Here is a 16730-nt window from a genome sequence, read left to right as displayed (position 1 = left end):
CGAAAACGAATAGTCTCTCTTTTAACAGCACTAATTCCGGCGGAAACCTCCTCCTTGTCCGCGTCCTCCCCGGTTTCCTGAACCGCGTTCTTGAAATGGGTCGCGGGGTGGTGTAATGCCAGCGCCAAAATTCCGCAGGTTATACACGAAGCTCACCATGAAGTAGCGGTTCAGCACCTGGCTTTGCACCTCCTCTACATACGTATCGGTTACGTTCCGGACAATACTGCGGTTCTGATTCAGCAAGTCGAACGCCTGAAAGCGCAACTCGGCCTGCTTCTGTTTAAACAACTGCTTGGCTAAGGTTGCGTTCCAAAGCGTAAACGACTGATTAAAGCTTGCCGAATTACCACCGTAGCGATTATAATATACATCTGTGGAGATGGTGAAATTGAACGGCAGTTGGTAGAATACATCCAACGTAACGGTCTGGTTGAGGAACGTTGTATTCTGCTGCGGTTGCAGCGAGTACTTCGCCGACTGGAGATTGATGTTACCGACTAAATTAAGGTCTAGTTTCTCGGTGAAATTTGAGCTAATCCCCACGCCCTGGCCCACAAACCAGTTCCGGGACTGGTTTGATTGGTTATTGATAAAGCTCGTACCCCGGTTATACGTCACATTGGTTGTGAAGTTCAGATTCGCTTTCTGCTCACCGAATTTGACAGGCTGTCCCAGCACCAGCGACCCGTTTACGGTATAGTACCCGTCCGTATTTATGGGCTGCGTCGTTTGTGCCCCGGCCTGAGTAAACGTTGTTGAATTAACAATTTTGTTATCAGTGCGGCTGATGTTTAAAAAAGCGAACAGGTTTCGAAACGTGTTCGGCTCGAACCGATTGAAATTTAGTGATAAAGTCTGGTTGAACTCCGGCTGTAGACTTGGGTTCCCTGTCTGAATATTCAGCGGATTTGTGTTATTGAAAACTGGCTGCAACTGATTCACGCTGGGCGCATTGATACGGGTACGGTAGTTAATACGAAGCGCCCGATTCCTGGCGAAGTTATAGGTAAACATTGCATTGGGCAACAGACTAGTATATGTCCTGCTTATGTCTATTCGACCAAGGCTTGTATCGCTCCTAACATTATCTGAACGCATGCTGGTTTGCTGCCCATCGAGGCCAAGTGAGTACGAATATTTCAGCCGTCGGGTTTGCCACGTAACGCCACCTCGGTTGGTGTTAAAGGTGTTTATAAAGCTGTTACTGAGTAGCGTATTAAATCTGTCGTACTGCCCAGTCGATTCGTTGCGATCATTGACGATACGGTCTGACGTGTTGCGGTTCATGGAAACCGTGTAATGAAATTCAAGCGTTTGCCGCAGCGACAGCGGTTCCGTGTAGCTCACGTTGATGCTGTTCGTCATTGAGTTTGTTTGCTGACTGCTGCGCTGATTGATATTTCTATCAAATAATCCATTAACGGCAGTCTGACTACCAGGCGTTGCCGTTCCAGAAACGGCCGTAGTCGACACAGCCGTTGTAGAAAGCGGAGTATTGGCCCGGACAAATCGATTCTGCGACTGATTAAAGCCTATATTTTCCTGATCGTTAGCCGATACGTTCCAGTTCAGCGATACCGTACGGCCGCGTTTCCGAAATTTACGAAACAACAACAGCTGGTTATTCGCGTTAAGGCCATTACCTGTCGACCGATAGTTCGTGCTACTGGTGTTGGTCGTGTCTGGGCCACTGAGCGTACGGGATTGGCTGGTGTTGTTATAGCTGGAATTGAGCCACGACACACTTGGAATCAACCGGATGGTGGTTAATGAATCAAGCCGGTAGTCAAGTCGTAGATTAGCGCGGTTGTTGGTATTGCTGTTTGTTGATCCGTTGGTTTGATACCGCACAAACGACGAATCTGTCCGGGCTGGCGTTCCACCGTTTACAACATCTGTTGTCGGCAGCACGTTTTCCCGGCGGCTACTTTGGTTCGTGAACGTATTGGTGTTCGAGATGTTGTAACTGCTCGCCACGTCAACTTTTTTACCCCACGCATCGCGGTAGTTAAGACCACCGGCCCACGACTGGGTAATGGCGTTGCTACCTACCTGATTCTGACCACCAAAATTGCCGCCCCCAGCTCCACCGCGAATTACGTTACTTCCTCCACCACCGCCCTGCCCTTGACCAGCCCCGCCAAAACTGCCCCCAAGACCTAAATCCTGCGCCGTAAACCCCTGCTGGTTAATATTATTGGCCATGCCTAACACAGAAATTTGACGACTACCGTTGAACTGGTTAAGACTCACCCGACCGTTATAACGAGCATTATCGCCCGGCTTTGGTCCTACGCCAATGGACTCCTGACCGAAACTGCCCTTACGCTTGTCTTTCTTGGTCGTGATATTAATCGTTTTATCACGGTTGCCATCGTCCACCCCCGAAAAGGCAGACTGTTCCGACATCTGGTCGAAAAGTTGAACCTTATCAATTATATCAGCGGGCAGATTACGCGTCGCCATTTTCGGATCATCGCCAAAGAATGGCTTACCATCTACCAAGACTTTCTTAACAGCCTGGCCCTGTGCCGTAACCGTTCCATCGCGATCGACCTGAACGCCGGGGAGTTTTTTGAGCAGTTCCTCTACCTGCGCGTTGGGCCTCGTTTTAAACGAACCAGCGTTAAACTCCAGCGTATCGCCCTTGACGGCAATAGGCGCCCGTTCGCCCTGTACCTGCACTTCGCCCAACGTCTGCGATTGGGCGACCAGGTCCAGCGTACCAGCATCGACTGCCGGGGTCGCGCTGGTGACCGATACCCGTCGGACTTTACTTCGATAGCCGACATAAGTGACCAGTACCCGATACTGCCCTTCGGCTACTTTGGGGAATGTAAAGTGCCCATCGCCATCGGTAATACCGAACGTAACGAGCGACGAATCACGGCCCGACAACAAAGACACCGACGCTTCGAGCAACGGTTTACGAGTTACGGAGTCGACCACCGTCCCACGGATTGCACCCGATTGGGCCTGGGCAAAGTTTTGGCTGCTAAGTATGGATATACAGGCTATAAAGAAAAAGCTGTAGAGTAGTTGTTTCATAAACCGTTGATTTGCCGATCACACACTTCATTGGGTAGCTGATGCACCGAATTAATTTCGGCCTGGGAAGGCACCAGCATTCATCATCTTCTGCCGGAAGTCGGCCATAGTTCTCCGACGTAGTTGACTCATTTCTTCATCAGAAATAGGTTTGGCCTCTTTGGGAGGCTGTACAGTAGCTTCAGCAACGGCTTCGGTAGAAACTCCGGTCGCTTTAAACGACTCGCTATCCGACTCGATCTGGAGCACAACACCTTTCTCGGGGGTTAGCCGGGCAACGGGCGAATACGTGAAGGGCAGATCAGTGGTATACCAGATTGTGTAGGTCTCTTCGGGCGCGTTATCGCTACTTTGAGCAGCAGCGCCATTACTGTTAGGCCCGCCCTGCCTTCTGGACATCCGACGCGTAACGGTGGCCTTGTGACAAACATAACCCGCAATCTTTTTAGTCTTGTCGGACAATTGCCACCCTTCGGCCGCGGGCATCGAGCGTTCCGTCCGATACGTCTGCGTAGCCGAATCTTTCTTGACGGTCATCACTTCAATGGCCTTCCGATTGGCCAGATCCAGAAACGTTGTTTGCTCAAAAGGGGGCGTCATGTTCATGGTGCGCGGTTGTCCATCACGCTGGCCTGAACCACCCGCTCCCTGATCGCCCATCCGGCGCATCATAAAGTTCTGAGGCCGATCACGTTCTTCCCTGGCCATTGTCCCGGCAAAAACCAACTTCTGTGTAAACGAAATAACTCGGTCTGAGCCGCCTTCGGGGGCGTCAGGAGCACCCGGACTGCCGGGCCTCACCTCCTGGCCATTGACAACCGTGCGCATCTGCGACATATCGATCCGGCGCATTCCTTCATAGGTGATTTTACCGGAAACGGGCGTTTGGCCACATGCCGAAAGAGCAAGCAGACCAGTAGCAGCGAGAGTGACAAGAAATTTCATAGGGAAAGGAGCAGTTTACGAAAGTAAACGTTGCACAAATTACTCAACTCTCTACCAAAACGTTGCTAAAAGTCGTTAAATCAATGCCGAACGCCTATTTTCAGCTTCCAAATAGCTTATAATGTTTCCCAACCGCATTGTTTCATTAGTCCCTTCGCAAACCGAATTGCTTTTCGACCTCGGCCTGGACGAAGAGGTTGTTGGCATTACCAAATTTTGCGTTTACCCGGCTGATAAAGTCAAAAATAAAGCCATTGTAGGCGGCACCAAAACGGTGCATCTCGACCGAATTCACGCGCTGCAACCCGACCTGATCATTGCCAATAAAGAAGAAAACACGCGCGACCAGATTGAACAACTTCAACGGCATTACCGAGTCCACGTCACCGACATGGCCACCTTGCCTGATGCGATAGCGATGATTCGGGACGTGGGAGCATTAGTAGGTAAACAGGAAGCTGCCGAAAGTATAGCACAATGGATTGAACAAACGCTCAGCCCTTTGCCCACCGCCCCACGACTAACCGTTGCTTATTTCATCTGGCGCAACCCCTACATGGTAGCAGCTAACGATACGTTTATTCATGCGATGCTGGAAAGAGCCGGATTCCAGAATATCTTTTCTAATCGCACGCGTTACCCAGACATAAAGGCTGACGATTTGCGGGCAGCCCAGCCTGACCTGATCTTCCTGTCGTCGGAGCCGTACCCATTCATCGAAAAACACATCCCTGAATTTGAGGCTATCTGCCCTTCGTCGCGGGTGCTGATTGTCGATGGTGAACTATTCTCCTGGTACGGAAGTCGGTTGTTGCGGGCGGCCGATTATTTTAAGAACTTGCATAAGCAAATTGCCAACTAACTTTATGATTACGGACATTTCGCAGCTCGATCCTAAGGGCACCTATACCTACGCCGACTATCTGAAATGGCAGTTTGACGAGAGCGTTGAGCTTATCAAAGGTAAACTGCATCGAATGTCTCCGGCCCCTAAACGTAAGCATCAGGACGCATCGGTAAATCTGGAATATACTCTTTTACAATATTTTGAGGATAAACCCTGTAAAGTATACGACGCGCCATTTGATGTACGACTGCCGGTGCAGAATCGAAAAAAGCCGAATCAGATCTACACCGTTATTCAGCCTGATATTTGTGTAATATGCGACCTAACCATGTTAGATGATGACGGCTGTATGGGCGCTCCCGACTGGATTATCGAGATTACGTCGCCCCGAACGGCCAAACATGATTTCAACGAGAAATATAACCTGTACGAAGAAGCAGGCGTCCGGGAATACTGGATTGTTCAGCCGGTAGAGAAAGCAGTGAACGTGTACACCCTAGAAAACGGCGAATATGCGTTGGTCGACGTGTATGAGTCGGGGAATATTCCGTGCCGCATCTTCCCTGACCTGCTTGTACCCCACGAACGAATCTTTCGCTAGATGAACGTACCGCTCACTGACCATACCCTTTCGGTTGCTTCGGTTAACCTGATCTTGTTTGCCGCCCGGCAAAAAGGGGCCAATGCCGAGCAGTTGGCCCAATCGATCGGTGTTAGTACCGATCAACTTCGTGATCCCGATGGCCGGATTGCGATTCGCCAGGTACAAGCGCTGTGGCGCGAGATTGTAGCCGCCACGGGTGATCCAAACATTGCACTAAAACTGGGGGAAATGATTAATCCAGCCGGTGTTGGTGTTTTGGCCTACGTTATGATGCACTGTCCTACACTTGGCAAAGCCTTTGAGAAATTATGCCAGTATCAGGACATTGTCTGCGAAGGTATCCGGACGGTAGGTCACCAGGAAGGCGAACAGTATATTCTATCACTTGAATTAATCAGTCCTGACATTATCTATCCAGCCTATGCGGTAAACTCAGAGCTGTCAATTTACCTATCCGCCATTCGGGCGATGACCGGATTACACATAACCGCCCGTGAGGTTCGCTTTTCGTATCCTCGTCCGTTGGATATAACCGAACACGAACGGGTTTTCAGTCCTGCTCAACTGTCGTTCGATGCCGATGTAACAGCGATGGTGCTGGATGCTGCGCTGCTCAACACTCCGATTATGAACGCCAGCCCCAGCCTGTTCACCTTGTTTAATCAACACGCTGACGATCTCTTACAGCGGCTTCATAAACCTACGCTCAGTGCCCGCGTCCGAGCCGAAATCATTACGCTTATGAAAGGCGAAGAGCCGACCCTGGCCACGGTCGCCGACCGGTTGGCTATGGGCATCCGGACGCTTCAACTCCACCTCAAAGACGAAGGCACAACGTATCAGCAATTGCTGGATGGCATCCGGAAAGAGCTGGCGGTCAAACACCTGCGCGAGCCGAACTTAAGTACCACCGACATTGCTTATTTATTGGGTTTCGCCGAGCCGAGCGTTTTCTTCCGTTCATTCAAAAAATGGACTGGGCAAACCCCAGGTGCGTATCGCATGGCGGCCCAAGTTGCCTAAGGCGGGCGGTCCGCCGTTGCGGGGAAACCCCGCGCACCGTTAGTTGAATTGCTAAGCGAGATTGCCAGCCACAACTTAACCTTTGGGCTATGCGGGTTTCCGACCACGCTACGGCACGCTACAACGTCCCTAAACTCGTATGCTTGAAACTATCAAAGTATTTCAGGCCATATCCTGCTACACGGTCCATGCTGGAATGGGCGACGAGTATAATCCCTGCCAGCATCAGCGTTTGATTGCCCATCATCAGGCCAACCAACCCGATAATTATACCCAGCGCTTTATGATGCACTAGATTGTAAGTCACTGCGCCGACGGCTGGGTTAATTAAATAACCAATCATACTTATATCGGGTAATAACAGCAAGGCTGGAAACCACCACCAGGCGAACGTTAGCCGGGAGAACAAATAAATGCAGCCTAGAAACAAAGCTAATTCTTCGAGTTTGAGTAAGGTTTTCATTGGATTGAACGAGTTATAAATGATTATTGACTAAGCTACTACGGGAGTATTTGCGGTTGAAACAGGTGTAAATGAACGCTGTAACCGATGCTGAGCGAACCAACTCAACGTGTCTGTCAGCGCTTGTCTCATAGGTGTTGGCCGAAAATCAGGGAAGGCTTCCCGTACTTTTGTATCATCTAGCAAAACTGTGTTTTCGTAGAGATACAACATTTCCTTTACTTCGCGCAGGATCGGGATAAACAGCCCCAGAAAGCTGATTGTGAACCGGCTATAAACCCGTGTGCTTAGAGATTTACCTACCAGTTCACTGATTTGCCCGAACCAGGCACGTGCTGAAGGCAAAACAGTCCCGCCGTAATTCCAGACTTCGTAGGGCGCTACGGGTAACTGAGTAGGTTGGTGCAGCATAAGCCGAGCTATAATTTCAGCCGCGTCGGGGGTATATACTGCCTGATGAGGTACGTCGGCGTTTAGCAACCAGGGAAGCGCCTTGCCATGCAGCGCTCCTTCAAAAATAGGTGCCACACTCTCATGGAGAACGTTGGGGCCCCAGAAGTCAGGCAAACGAACATTCAGTACCCGGCAACGGCCAACCTGGGCAGCCTGCTCAAGCATGGCTTCGATCTCGACACGCAATTGCCCTTTTCTGGTAATGGGTCTGGGCTGACTGTCTTCACGAATGGGCTCTTTACGATTGCCGAAGTTGTATATGTTACCCGGAAAAACAACAGTAGCGGAGTTCAGTGAAGCCGCATCAATTACTTTTTGCGTAACAGCCTGCATATTTCCAAACCATTGGTGGTAAGGATAATTAATACCGTGAAAGATATGCGTTTTGTCCGCTGCTATGCCGTTGAGCAGAGTCGTATTCTGCACATCGCCTTCCACTGTGGTAAGCGTCGATGCGTTCGGGAATAAAGCCTCCGCTTTGGCCTTATTGCGTACCAGAATGGTAACGGGCAACTGACGAGCCAGTAGGTTAGTGGTGACCGCATAACCAATACTACCGGTAGCGCCTAAGATGAGGCTGTTTGTTGAGCTTTTGTTGGGAGTTGTGTTCATGACGTTTGTGAGTTAATTAGTACACAACAAAGGTCAGGCTCTCTCCCCAGCAGGTCGATGACGAAACATGAAAAGCGAGTGACGAATTACGAAAAAGTGTAGCCTGGACCGCACGGGCGGCTCCACGCTGGTCCGGGTAGCTGCTGGTTCGACAGCCCGGCCAGGCTACTAACTCCACGCCTGGCGCAGAAACCGAAGCCAGTTGCCATGCATGATGCCACGAATATCGCCATCCGTGTAACCGCGTTGCCGGAGCAAATCCGGAATTTTCTGTAAATCGGCAATTGTTTCCAGATCGTACGGGCATTGCTCCTTGCCAAAAGCGCCGTCCAGGTCGGAGCCGATACCAACATGCCGGGCATTTCCGGCCAGCTGACAGATATGATCGAGGTGGTCAATCATCACGGCTAGATTACAGTTTGTACCTTCAGGGGTTGACTGGCCACGTACCCAGCCCGGCACCATCATCCAGGCATCCAGCGCCCCACCAATAACGGCGTCGCGGGCGATAAGTTCTTTTAGTTGCTCGTCGCTGAACTGCCGATTGTGATTCACGAGTGCCCGGCAGTTGTTATGGCTCGCCCAAACCGAGCCATTAAAATGGTCGAGAGCCTCCCAGAAACTATCGTCGCAGAGGTGAGTAGCATCGAGAATGATGTTGAACCGTTCCATCTCGCGAAGTAAGGCATGGCCAGCCGGCCCCATAAAGCCAGTTGCATCGGTTCCCTGAGCGTAGCGACCCGGACCGTAATGCGCTGGCCCAATAGCCCGCAGCCCGTACTGATACGCCCGCTCAACGTAGGCGGGCGTCACAATCGAGTCGGCGCCTTCCAGACTCAATATGTAGCCAACGGGTTTCAGATCATTGGGCGTACCATCATTCCAGAGCGCCAGATGATTCTCAAGACCGGCCAGATCAAGAATCTGCACTATCTCACCAGCCGCTTCCATAGCTTCGTACCAGGCGCGCTGGCCCTGCGTTTGTGCCCAGGCCTGCTCGGGCGAGTGCCAGCCGGGCAACGGATTATCGGGGGCAACGTAGCGGGCGATTTGGGTGGCAACCACGAGGCCGACGTTACCCCGGCGCAGGTCAGGCAGCGATACGGTTGCTTTGGCGCGGTCGGGCTTGTCGGTCATGCCCTGTTCTCGTTCTCTTAGGTAATCGACGGGCTGGCGCAGATCGCGATTCCACTCCAGGGCATTCATGCTTAAATCGAGGTGGGCGTCAATGGTAAACATATGCGTTTTAAGTAACGGTGAGTCAATACGTGGTCAGGTTGTAAAATTGTACGAGCGCTGTCGTGCTAAGGTACTAGCAAAGCAAGAGCCTCAACACGACAGTGAACCGAATACCTTATACAGAAATAATACGATCTCGGGCGATGGTTTGCCATTCGCCAGTCACTATTCCCTTTTCGATGGTGTGAGCCCGTTCGTAGAGGGCGCAGGTTGGGCAGATGTGGTTCGGTAGGCCATACAGCACGTCGCCAATCTGATACGAGTGTCCTTTCCCGGCTTCCATAACCAGATGCTCTTCACTCTGGCCAATAGCCTTCAATTCAGGCGCATTCAGGAACGTAACACGCTGCGCTAATTCCGACTCAGCGGCAATGGATTTATGCCCTAAATCCAGGCAAATCTTCGTCGGATCGGGCAACGAAATAACCCGTGTTACAACCAAGCCTGCGGGTAGGAATGGCTGTTCGGAAAGAATCGTTCCGTAGCCTTTATCCCAGTAAATAAACGTACCGGGGCTGCATTCAACACCGGTACGTTTAGCATGAATCGGAAAGGTTGGGCTTCCGCCAGCTACTATAACAGGTTTATCGAACTCTCGTGCGGTCAGCGTTTCGGCGAGTTGCTGCACCGGTCGAAAAGCAGCATCGCACTCGGCCGTACGCAGGTCAATATCCGGATTTCGAATGTGCCCATCGTAGGCATGTAGCCCTACAGGCCGTACACCTTCTAACTCAGCCAGGGCTTCGTAAAGCGTCAGTGCAGCTTCATCTGGAGCGATACCCGTACGGTTCATTCCCACATTCAAATCGATATAAACCGGGATTACCATACCTGCTTCTACTGCCAAATCTGATAGATGTTGTGCAGTGACGAGGTTATCGACCAAACAGCTAAACTGAGTATAAGAATTAGTTTTTATCAATTCAATGAACCGATGTTGTTTCGCCCCAATAGGTTGGTAAGCCAGTAGCACGTCAGGGGCACCCACCATGGCCAGCATCTCAGCTTCGGCAATGGTTGCGCACTTGAATTTGCGGATACCAGCCGCCATCATCAGTTGCGTAGCTTCTCTTGATTTGTGCGTTTTGACATGCGGTCGCAACCGGCTGATGTCGTCAATGGACCGTATCAGCAACGAAATATTTTGCCGAACCCGGTCCGGATAAACAACTAATGCCGGACTGTCCAGCTCCGTAACATCGTTAATGAAATACCAGGGTGTTTGCTCCATGAATCAGGCTAGTTCGAACAACGCTTCAATCTCGACTGGAATGTTATCGGGCAACGAGCCAAATCCCACCGCCGACCGTACGCCAATGCCGTTTTCTTCGCCCCAGACTTCGGCGAAGAGTTCGCTACAACCGTTAATAACGTAAGGGTGCCGTTCAAAATCGGGCGTGCAATTAACCATGCCCAACACTTTGATTACCCGTTTCACCCGGTCGAGACTACCTAAGTTGGTTTTGATGGTCGATAAAATTGTCAGTCCAACCTGGCGAGCGGCTAACTTGCCCTGCTCCATGTCCATGTCAGCGCCAATCCGGCCAATGATCAGGCTTTTGTCATTTTGTACGGGACCGTGCCCCGAAACGTACAGGTATTTGCCGTCGATCAGATACGGCTTATAAACGCCCAGTGGTTTAGGAGCAGGCGGTAAAGAGAGGCCGGTTTGGGCAAAGGCTTCGTCGGGTGTAAGTACTGTGGTTTGCATGTTTGTTGTACGTAGTAGTGATTGACTGTTTGAGTAGTGCTGCGCCAATCCATGACGCTTTCTGGTTGAGTTGATTAACTTTTTTATAAGGCCAAATAAGCGCTTTCTTACTTTCATGTAGATTAAGCACTGGTGTTTGCTATTACGTGCAAGCCAGTGCTTATTCCAACTTCAGTTGGCTAATCTTCATCGTATTGCCTTCGATTTTGAGGCCGTCCTGATACAAAATGGCGCGGTATTCGATTTCGTCGTACGATCGAATATTTCCCCGCACAATTTCCAGGCTCTGCTCGCCGGTTTTAGCGACCGGGTAAATATCCGTCTCCGTCCATTTCTGGTTAAACTCTTCGTTGAGCGAACTTTGCACCGGCCGATACTCAAAGCCAAGCCGGTAGTTGTTTCCATTGCCTGGCTTGGTCAGGTCGGCCGTCAGCTTTAGATTGCCGTTGGTCAGCTTTTCGGCTTTTACCGTTCTAAAATGAGCGGGTTCGAGCGCCGGAGCGATATTCTTCAGCTTGACAACAATCGGGTTGGGCCACTTATGGTTATTGTAAATTCGTTGCGCCCGCACCACCGAAATCTCCAGCCCCTCGGGTGTTTGTTTGAAACGTGCTTTCCCATCATTTGCGGGCTGATACTCGACAATATTTCCCGTTTGGCCCAGTACGCTGATTTCGGTTGAGCCGGTCGCTTTTACGGACTTGAGCAGGAACGTCCGGCGTTGCCCGCGCGGCCAGTCGGGCATGTTGGTCAGATAAGCGAAGACCGTGTTTTCGTCTTTTTGCTTCGTAAACCAGACATCCCCTTCGTTGCGTACAATCCAGGGCCGCACATTATGCACGGCTTCGTGATTAATAAAGTGCCAGGCACCAATTTCCATTAGCCGTCCCTGCTGGCCTTCGTTCAGGTCACCCCACTGCGTTGGCCCGATGTTGAGCAAATATGAACCACCCTTTGCCCGCGATTCGATAAGCACGTTAATCAGTTCGGTGCCCGATTTGTAGTGATCGTTGGTCGGTTTGTAGCTCCAGTCGGTGCCCATTGTCATGTTGCTTTCCCAGGCCGTCGTCAGCGTTTCGCCGGGTAGGTATTGCTCGGGCGTTTGCAGCACCCCACGGGTGATGAGGCAGTTCGGCTGGTATTTCCAGACGGTCGCTTTCACCTCTTCGCGCAGTACGTCGCTGTCGATAAAGAACAAATCGACAGGCCCGTAGTTGGTCATCAGCTCTTTGCATTGCTCCTCCACAAACTGCTTATACTTGGCGTGGAAGGGCTTTGCCTTCTCCCAATGGTCGTTGCGGGTGATGTCTTTCATGCCGTTGCGGTAGGCAAACACAAAGTCTTCGGGCGAGTAGTAGAAGCCGACGGCGAGTCCCCATTTGCGGCAGGCATCGACGTATTGCCGAACAATATCCTTCTTGTAGGGGGTGTTCATGACACCGAAGTCGGTGGTTTTGGTGTCCCACATACAGAAGCCCGCATGGTGTTTGGTGGTAAACATGATGTATTTCATACCCGCGTTTTTGGCCAGAATCACCAGTCGTTCGGGGTTCCAATCCTTCGGATCAAAGGTTTTGGGCAGCTCATTGATGTACCGCTCTACATAGTCGGGTGATGCACCCACTAGTGAATGGCTAATAACGATGCCCAACTGCGTATCGACGTTCCAGTGAATGAACATGCCAAAACCAGCGTCTTTGAGCCATTCTTCGCGTTCGGGCTTATTATGGTTGGCTCCAATCTGGGCGTTTAGGTCGGAGACGAATGGGCTTAGTAATAGAAAGACAAGAAAACAAAGAATGCGCATGGTACGTGAACTGGTAAAACGACTACAGACGGCAACCGAAGCCTCGTCCGTACTTAATTTATTATAAACTCATCGAGTAAAAGCCAGGCATTCGTCCCGGCACCGTATTCGCCCGCCGGAATGATACCTTTGTTCATCGCCTGAACGCGAACGTAGCGTGCATGGACCGGCTTAAATTTGGCCTCCACGGGATTGATACCGTTGATTGAGAACTGGGTTTGCTCGTAGACATCCCGATACGTCTTCCCATCTTCGGAAACGGCAAATCGAAGCTGCGTGGGTGCCCACATGCGTTGCCAGTGGTAGTTGAGAACGTGCGTCCCAATCCGCGAAATGGTCTGGACGGTTTGCAAATCAATGACGGCCTCCACATCGTTTCTCTGAAAGCCGAGCCACTCGCCGGTGTTATAGCGACTTGTGCCGTTCACGCCATTGATAGCCACCAGCATACTGGCCGGTCGGTAGTTGCCTTTAGGCGGGTACGTAAACGTAATGGGCTTGCCGGTGGCTTTACTGATGGTAAACTCTTTCTGGAAGACACGCCCGTGCTGTTGGCTGTCTTTAAAGACGGCGGCTTTCACAACACCGCTGGTACTGATCGTCAGCGGTCGGTCGTACTCAGGACTATCCTTAGTAGGAATCGTTCCATCGGTGTTGTAGCGGATAACGGCATTGGGTAAGGTGGTCGTCAAGATTATCTGCACCGTTCCATTGTTGCTTACGGTTACGGTATCGGTTACTTCATCGAAGCGGTTGGCGTAATTAATCTTTCGGCGGCTGAGCATGGGTTCCTGCAACCGCAGCCGACGCAAAAAATCGGTGTAGTTGCGCTGCGACCGCTGACTCCAGGCAATTTCGGCCACGGCCAGGGCGCGCGGAAAAATCATGTACTCCGCCTTCTCAGGACTGTCCATGTATTCGCTCCAGGCATTCCCCTGAACACCCGTCAGGTAAGCAGCCTCCCCGGCGGTGACTTCGGCCGGAACCGGCTCATACGCATAGACTTTGCTCAGGGGCGTGTAGCCAGCGGCCGTTAGCGGTTCTTCGGGATAAAGCGATTGGTAGTAATCAAAATACACGTGGCTTTCGGGTGTCATGATGGCTTTGCGTTTCTGGCGCATGGCGTCAATACCGCCCTGAGTACCTTGCCAACTCATGACAGTTGCCGTAGGCGATAACCGTAACGATGGCCCGGTACCTTCCAGGATTTCATCCCAGCCGATAATCTGCCGCCCTTTTTTGTTGAGGTGTTGCTCGATCCGGCGGATGAAATAGCTCTGAAGTTCGTCTTCGTCTTTCAGGTGTTCGGCTTTGATACGAGCCTGACAGCGGGCGCAGGTTTTCCAGCGCGTTTTAGGGCATTCATCCCCGCCGATGTGGATAGACGTAGAAGGAAATAACGTAACTACTTCGTCCAGTACGTTTTCCAGGAACGTAAAGGTGCTATCGGTACCGGCGCAGAAAACATCGTCGAAGACGCCCCAGAAGGTAGCAGTTTGGTACGGTCCACCGGGTCTGCCGTCGGGTTTGAGACAGCCGAACTGCGGATAGGCGCTCAGAGCCGCCAGGGCGTGACCCGGCATTTCAATTTCGGGAATGACCGTTACGTGCCGTTGTGCGGCATACCGAACAATGTCTTTGACCTCCGTCTGGCTATAATAGCCTCCATACCGTTTGCCATCAAAGCGGTGAGGCAGTTCTTTTTTATGACCAATCATCGTCTCGGAGCGGTAGGCCGCTTTTTGCTGCAAGGCCGGATACCGCTTGATTTCAATACGCCAGCCCTGATCATCGGTTAAATGCCAGTGAAACGTATTGAACTTGTACGACGCCAACAGATCGATGTATTTCTTGATAAAAGACACCGGAAAAAGATGGCGGCTAACATCCAGATGCATACCCCGATACGAGAAACGCGGGTAATCATCAATCTGACAACTGGCGATTCCATACGATGGGCCTGCCTGATTCAGCAGCTGAACCAGCGTTTGTAACCCATAAAACACACCCGCTTTGTCGTGGCCGGTTATAGTCAGAGCGCCGGGCGCGGCTACTAAACGATACCCTTCCCGCTGGGTAATCATCGTTGAGTCGATGCGTAACCGAATCGCGTTTGGTTGCGCCGGTTGACCGATGGGCAGTCGGTAACGAGTTAGCTGTTCAATAGCCTGTTGCAAAAACGAAGCGGTCTCCCCCGAGAGCTGACGGTCGGCTTCAATGGAAGTACTGGCCGAAACCCGAAAAGCACCCGGCTGGTGTGTGTACGACACCGGCACCGGAATGAGGCCCGGCACGGTAGGGCCCGGCGTGGTAAGGCCCGGCACGGTAGGGCCCGACGTAGTAGAAATTGGCTGGGCGCAAAGGGTGGCCCAGCCAATCTGATTGAGAAGAAAGAAAAACCCAAGTACTTGGTACAATTTCATTAGTTACCTATTTATCCCACCAGACCCGAGTGGTCAGCAGGTTAGCGCCCTGCCGGGCAACAGCCGCTGAAAACTGAGCATTGTTGATACTCTCTTCGGTAGGCGGATAGAGGAGTCGGCGGGGAATGGTCCCGCCCGTAATATTACCGACAATGTTGACCGGGGTCAGCTTAGGATAGCCCGTCCGGCGCCAGTTAGAATACACTTCTACTTCGTCCGGAAACAAGCTGACCCACATTTGCGTATGAATCTGCTCTAGCTTAGCCTCCAGGGTACCGTTGCTCAGGAACGGGTTCCGGGTTAGATACGCGCTGATTTTGGTAGGTGCAATTGCTCCTCCACTGCCAAACAGGGCCCAGTTACGCATCCCAGCGCTTACTCCGTTAGCATAAGCCATGGCGGCATCGCCCGTATACCAACCTCGCAGGGCTGCCTCGGCGAGTAGCAGGTTAGTTTCAGCGGCTGTCAGGATTAATACCGGAGCATCGTAGCGGAGTACCGTATTTGGGTTTGGCTCCGAATACGTTTTAAAATCAGCGGGTTTACCAAGCAGGCCGTTCGGCATTCCTTTCTGAAGAGTCGTCGTTGTGTCGGGGACTTTGTTGTTCCAAACCACCGCAATGACGTTCAGACGGGGATCACCCGTGTTTTTGAGCGCATCGATCAGGGTTTTGGCCAGCTTGCCGCCTTCGGTATTCGCATCGCCGTCGCCCGCTCCATAATCGTTGGCCCGCATAGCAACCGCGTACGGGTTTTTGTTAAAATCCTGCCCGGTTGAGAGGTAGTTGATCTTCGCCAGATCGGCATCCTGCGTAATGACCCCACCCGCAATTGCTTTCTGTACCCACGTTTTTGCCATGTCAGCATTAACTTTAGTCATGCGCATACCCAAACGTAGCATAAGCGAATTGGCAAACTTTTTCCATTTAGCGATGTCGCCCCCGTAGATTAGATCAGCCGTGCCGAACGTAGGTTTTGTCGGGTCAAACGCCTGAATGGCCTGATCGAGTTCGTTCAGCATATCTGCGTAAATGGCGGATTGAGCATCGTATTTAGGCGTAAACAAATTGTTCGTGTAGCCTTTGGCCGCTTCGCTGTAGGGAATATCACCGTAGAGGTCTGTGACGCGATGAAAAATATATACACGCCAGATCCGGGCTACGGACAGTAAATTAACATTATTCGGGTCGGTTGATACGGCCCGGATCACCTCGGCCGTTTCGTTCACTGCCGACGGGTAAGCACTCGTGAAGTAATCGTACGGGTAACCGCCCTGCTGGAAGTAGTACTTATCGCCGAGTCCCGGCACGTCTTTATACGTAGCGTAGTGCTGCATAGCCCCGCCAGTCGATACGACGCCAGTCGAGTAATAGCTATTGTTCATGGCATCGAGCTGCGCCTTCGTAAATACGTAAGCGGGCGTGATAACCGTCGATGCGTCGGGATTGATATTTAGTTCCTGAAATCCTTTGTCGCAGGCGGTCAGACCGGCCATCGTGAGCGTTACGGCAGCCGTACGGATCAGGTGTTTAGTCGAAAATAATGTCTTCAT

The 16730-nt window shown here is 51.6% G+C and carries 13 protein-coding genes; 3 read left to right on the top strand and 10 right to left on the bottom strand.

Annotated elements, in window-relative coordinates; translation table 11 throughout:
* Positions 1-30: 30 nt before the first annotated feature.
* The gene (locus tag ACFSUS_RS08665; protein WP_381521593.1) at positions 31-3051 is read right to left on the bottom strand and encodes an outer membrane beta-barrel family protein; all 3021 of its coding nucleotides are present in this window, start codon (positions 3049-3051) and stop codon (positions 31-33) included.
* A gap of 51 nt (positions 3052-3102) precedes the next feature.
* The gene (locus ACFSUS_RS08660) at positions 3103-3996 is read right to left on the bottom strand and encodes a GLPGLI family protein (RefSeq protein WP_381521591.1); all 894 of its coding nucleotides are present in this window, start codon (positions 3994-3996) and stop codon (positions 3103-3105) included.
* 121 nt (positions 3997-4117) lie between these two features.
* On the opposite strand from ACFSUS_RS08660, the gene ACFSUS_RS08655 reads away from it, so the two are divergent.
* From ACFSUS_RS08655 to ACFSUS_RS08645, 3 genes are read left to right on the top strand one after another with little or no spacing between them, the layout of a single operon-like run.
* Positions 4118-4858 carry a helical backbone metal receptor gene (locus ACFSUS_RS08655; protein ID WP_381521589.1) on the top strand — a complete coding sequence of 247 codons (741 nt, stop codon included), beginning with the start codon at positions 4118-4120 and terminating at the stop codon, positions 4856-4858.
* A gap of 4 nt (positions 4859-4862) precedes the next feature.
* Positions 4863-5444 (top strand): Uma2 family endonuclease, encoded by a 582-nt coding sequence (locus ACFSUS_RS08650; protein WP_381521587.1) that lies wholly within the window; start codon positions 4863-4865, stop codon positions 5442-5444.
* The gene (locus tag ACFSUS_RS08645) at positions 5445-6470 is read left to right on the top strand and encodes an AraC family transcriptional regulator (RefSeq protein ID WP_381521585.1); all 1026 of its coding nucleotides are present in this window, start codon (positions 5445-5447) and stop codon (positions 6468-6470) included. It abuts the gene before it with no gap.
* 118 nt (positions 6471-6588) lie between these two features.
* Here the strand turns inward: ACFSUS_RS08645 and ACFSUS_RS08640 are convergent, their stop codons facing one another.
* The 8 genes from ACFSUS_RS08640 to ACFSUS_RS08605 form a co-directional block, all read right to left on the bottom strand.
* Complete coding sequence (locus ACFSUS_RS08640) at positions 6589-6933, bottom strand: DUF4260 domain-containing protein (RefSeq protein WP_381521583.1); 345 nt, start codon at positions 6931-6933, stop codon at positions 6589-6591.
* Positions 6934-6963: 30 nt separating this feature from the next.
* The gene (locus ACFSUS_RS08635) at positions 6964-7998 is read right to left on the bottom strand and encodes an NAD(P)H-binding protein (RefSeq protein ID WP_381521581.1); all 1035 of its coding nucleotides are present in this window, start codon (positions 7996-7998) and stop codon (positions 6964-6966) included.
* A gap of 168 nt (positions 7999-8166) precedes the next feature.
* Positions 8167-9237: a dipeptidase gene (locus tag ACFSUS_RS08630; protein WP_381521579.1), complete on the bottom strand. Its 1071-nt coding sequence runs from the start codon at positions 9235-9237 to the stop codon at positions 8167-8169.
* Between the two features lie 115 nt (positions 9238-9352).
* The gene (locus ACFSUS_RS08625) at positions 9353-10468 is read right to left on the bottom strand and encodes a D-TA family PLP-dependent enzyme (protein WP_381521577.1); all 1116 of its coding nucleotides are present in this window, start codon (positions 10466-10468) and stop codon (positions 9353-9355) included.
* Positions 10469-10471: 3 nt separating this feature from the next.
* On the bottom strand, positions 10472-10948 hold the full coding sequence (locus tag ACFSUS_RS08620; protein WP_381521575.1) for a RidA family protein: 477 nt from the start codon (positions 10946-10948) through the stop codon (positions 10472-10474).
* Between the two features lie 160 nt (positions 10949-11108).
* A complete protein-coding gene (locus tag ACFSUS_RS08615) occupies positions 11109-12755 on the bottom strand; it encodes an alpha-L-fucosidase (RefSeq protein ID WP_381521573.1) in 1647 nt (548 codons plus the stop codon).
* Positions 12756-12808: 53 nt separating this feature from the next.
* A complete protein-coding gene (locus tag ACFSUS_RS08610; RefSeq protein WP_381521571.1) occupies positions 12809-15178 on the bottom strand; it encodes a glycoside hydrolase family 20 protein in 2370 nt (789 codons plus the stop codon).
* Between the two features lie 7 nt (positions 15179-15185).
* Positions 15186-16730: a SusD/RagB family nutrient-binding outer membrane lipoprotein gene (locus tag ACFSUS_RS08605; RefSeq protein WP_381521569.1), complete on the bottom strand. Its 1545-nt coding sequence runs from the start codon at positions 16728-16730 to the stop codon at positions 15186-15188.

Source organism: Spirosoma soli (assembly GCF_042684525.1).
GTDB classification, from domain to species: Bacteria; Bacteroidota; Bacteroidia; order Cytophagales; family Spirosomataceae; genus Spirosoma; species Spirosoma soli.
This window is presented reverse-complemented; position numbering and strand designations above follow the sequence as displayed.

Bases quoted from the DNA above. Each gene is read 5' to 3' on its own strand.
- ACFSUS_RS08665 (WP_381521593.1), bottom strand. From the start codon at position 3,051: ATGAAACAACTACTCTACAGCTTTTTCTTTATAGCCTGTATATCCATA.
- ACFSUS_RS08660 (WP_381521591.1), bottom strand. From the start codon at position 3,996: ATGAAATTTCTTGTCACTCTCGCTGCTACTGGTCTGCTTGCTCTTTCG.
- ACFSUS_RS08655 (WP_381521589.1), top strand. From the start codon at position 4,118: ATGTTTCCCAACCGCATTGTTTCATTAGTCCCTTCGCAAACCGAATTG.
- ACFSUS_RS08650 (WP_381521587.1), top strand. From the start codon at position 4,863: ATGATTACGGACATTTCGCAGCTCGATCCTAAGGGCACCTATACCTAC.
- ACFSUS_RS08645 (WP_381521585.1), top strand. From the start codon at position 5,445: ATGAACGTACCGCTCACTGACCATACCCTTTCGGTTGCTTCGGTTAAC.
- ACFSUS_RS08640 (WP_381521583.1), bottom strand. From the start codon at position 6,933: ATGAAAACCTTACTCAAACTCGAAGAATTAGCTTTGTTTCTAGGCTGC.
- ACFSUS_RS08635 (WP_381521581.1), bottom strand. From the start codon at position 7,998: ATGAACACAACTCCCAACAAAAGCTCAACAAACAGCCTCATCTTAGGC.
- ACFSUS_RS08630 (WP_381521579.1), bottom strand. From the start codon at position 9,237: ATGTTTACCATTGACGCCCACCTCGATTTAAGCATGAATGCCCTGGAG.
- ACFSUS_RS08625 (WP_381521577.1), bottom strand. From the start codon at position 10,468: ATGGAGCAAACACCCTGGTATTTCATTAACGATGTTACGGAGCTGGAC.
- ACFSUS_RS08620 (WP_381521575.1), bottom strand. From the start codon at position 10,948: ATGCAAACCACAGTACTTACACCCGACGAAGCCTTTGCCCAAACCGGC.
- ACFSUS_RS08615 (WP_381521573.1), bottom strand. From the start codon at position 12,755: ATGCGCATTCTTTGTTTTCTTGTCTTTCTATTACTAAGCCCATTCGTC.
- ACFSUS_RS08610 (WP_381521571.1), bottom strand. From the start codon at position 15,178: ATGAAATTGTACCAAGTACTTGGGTTTTTCTTTCTTCTCAATCAGATT.
- ACFSUS_RS08605 (WP_381521569.1), bottom strand. From the start codon at position 16,730: ATGAAGACATTATTTTCGACTAAACACCTGATCCGTACGGCTGCCGTA.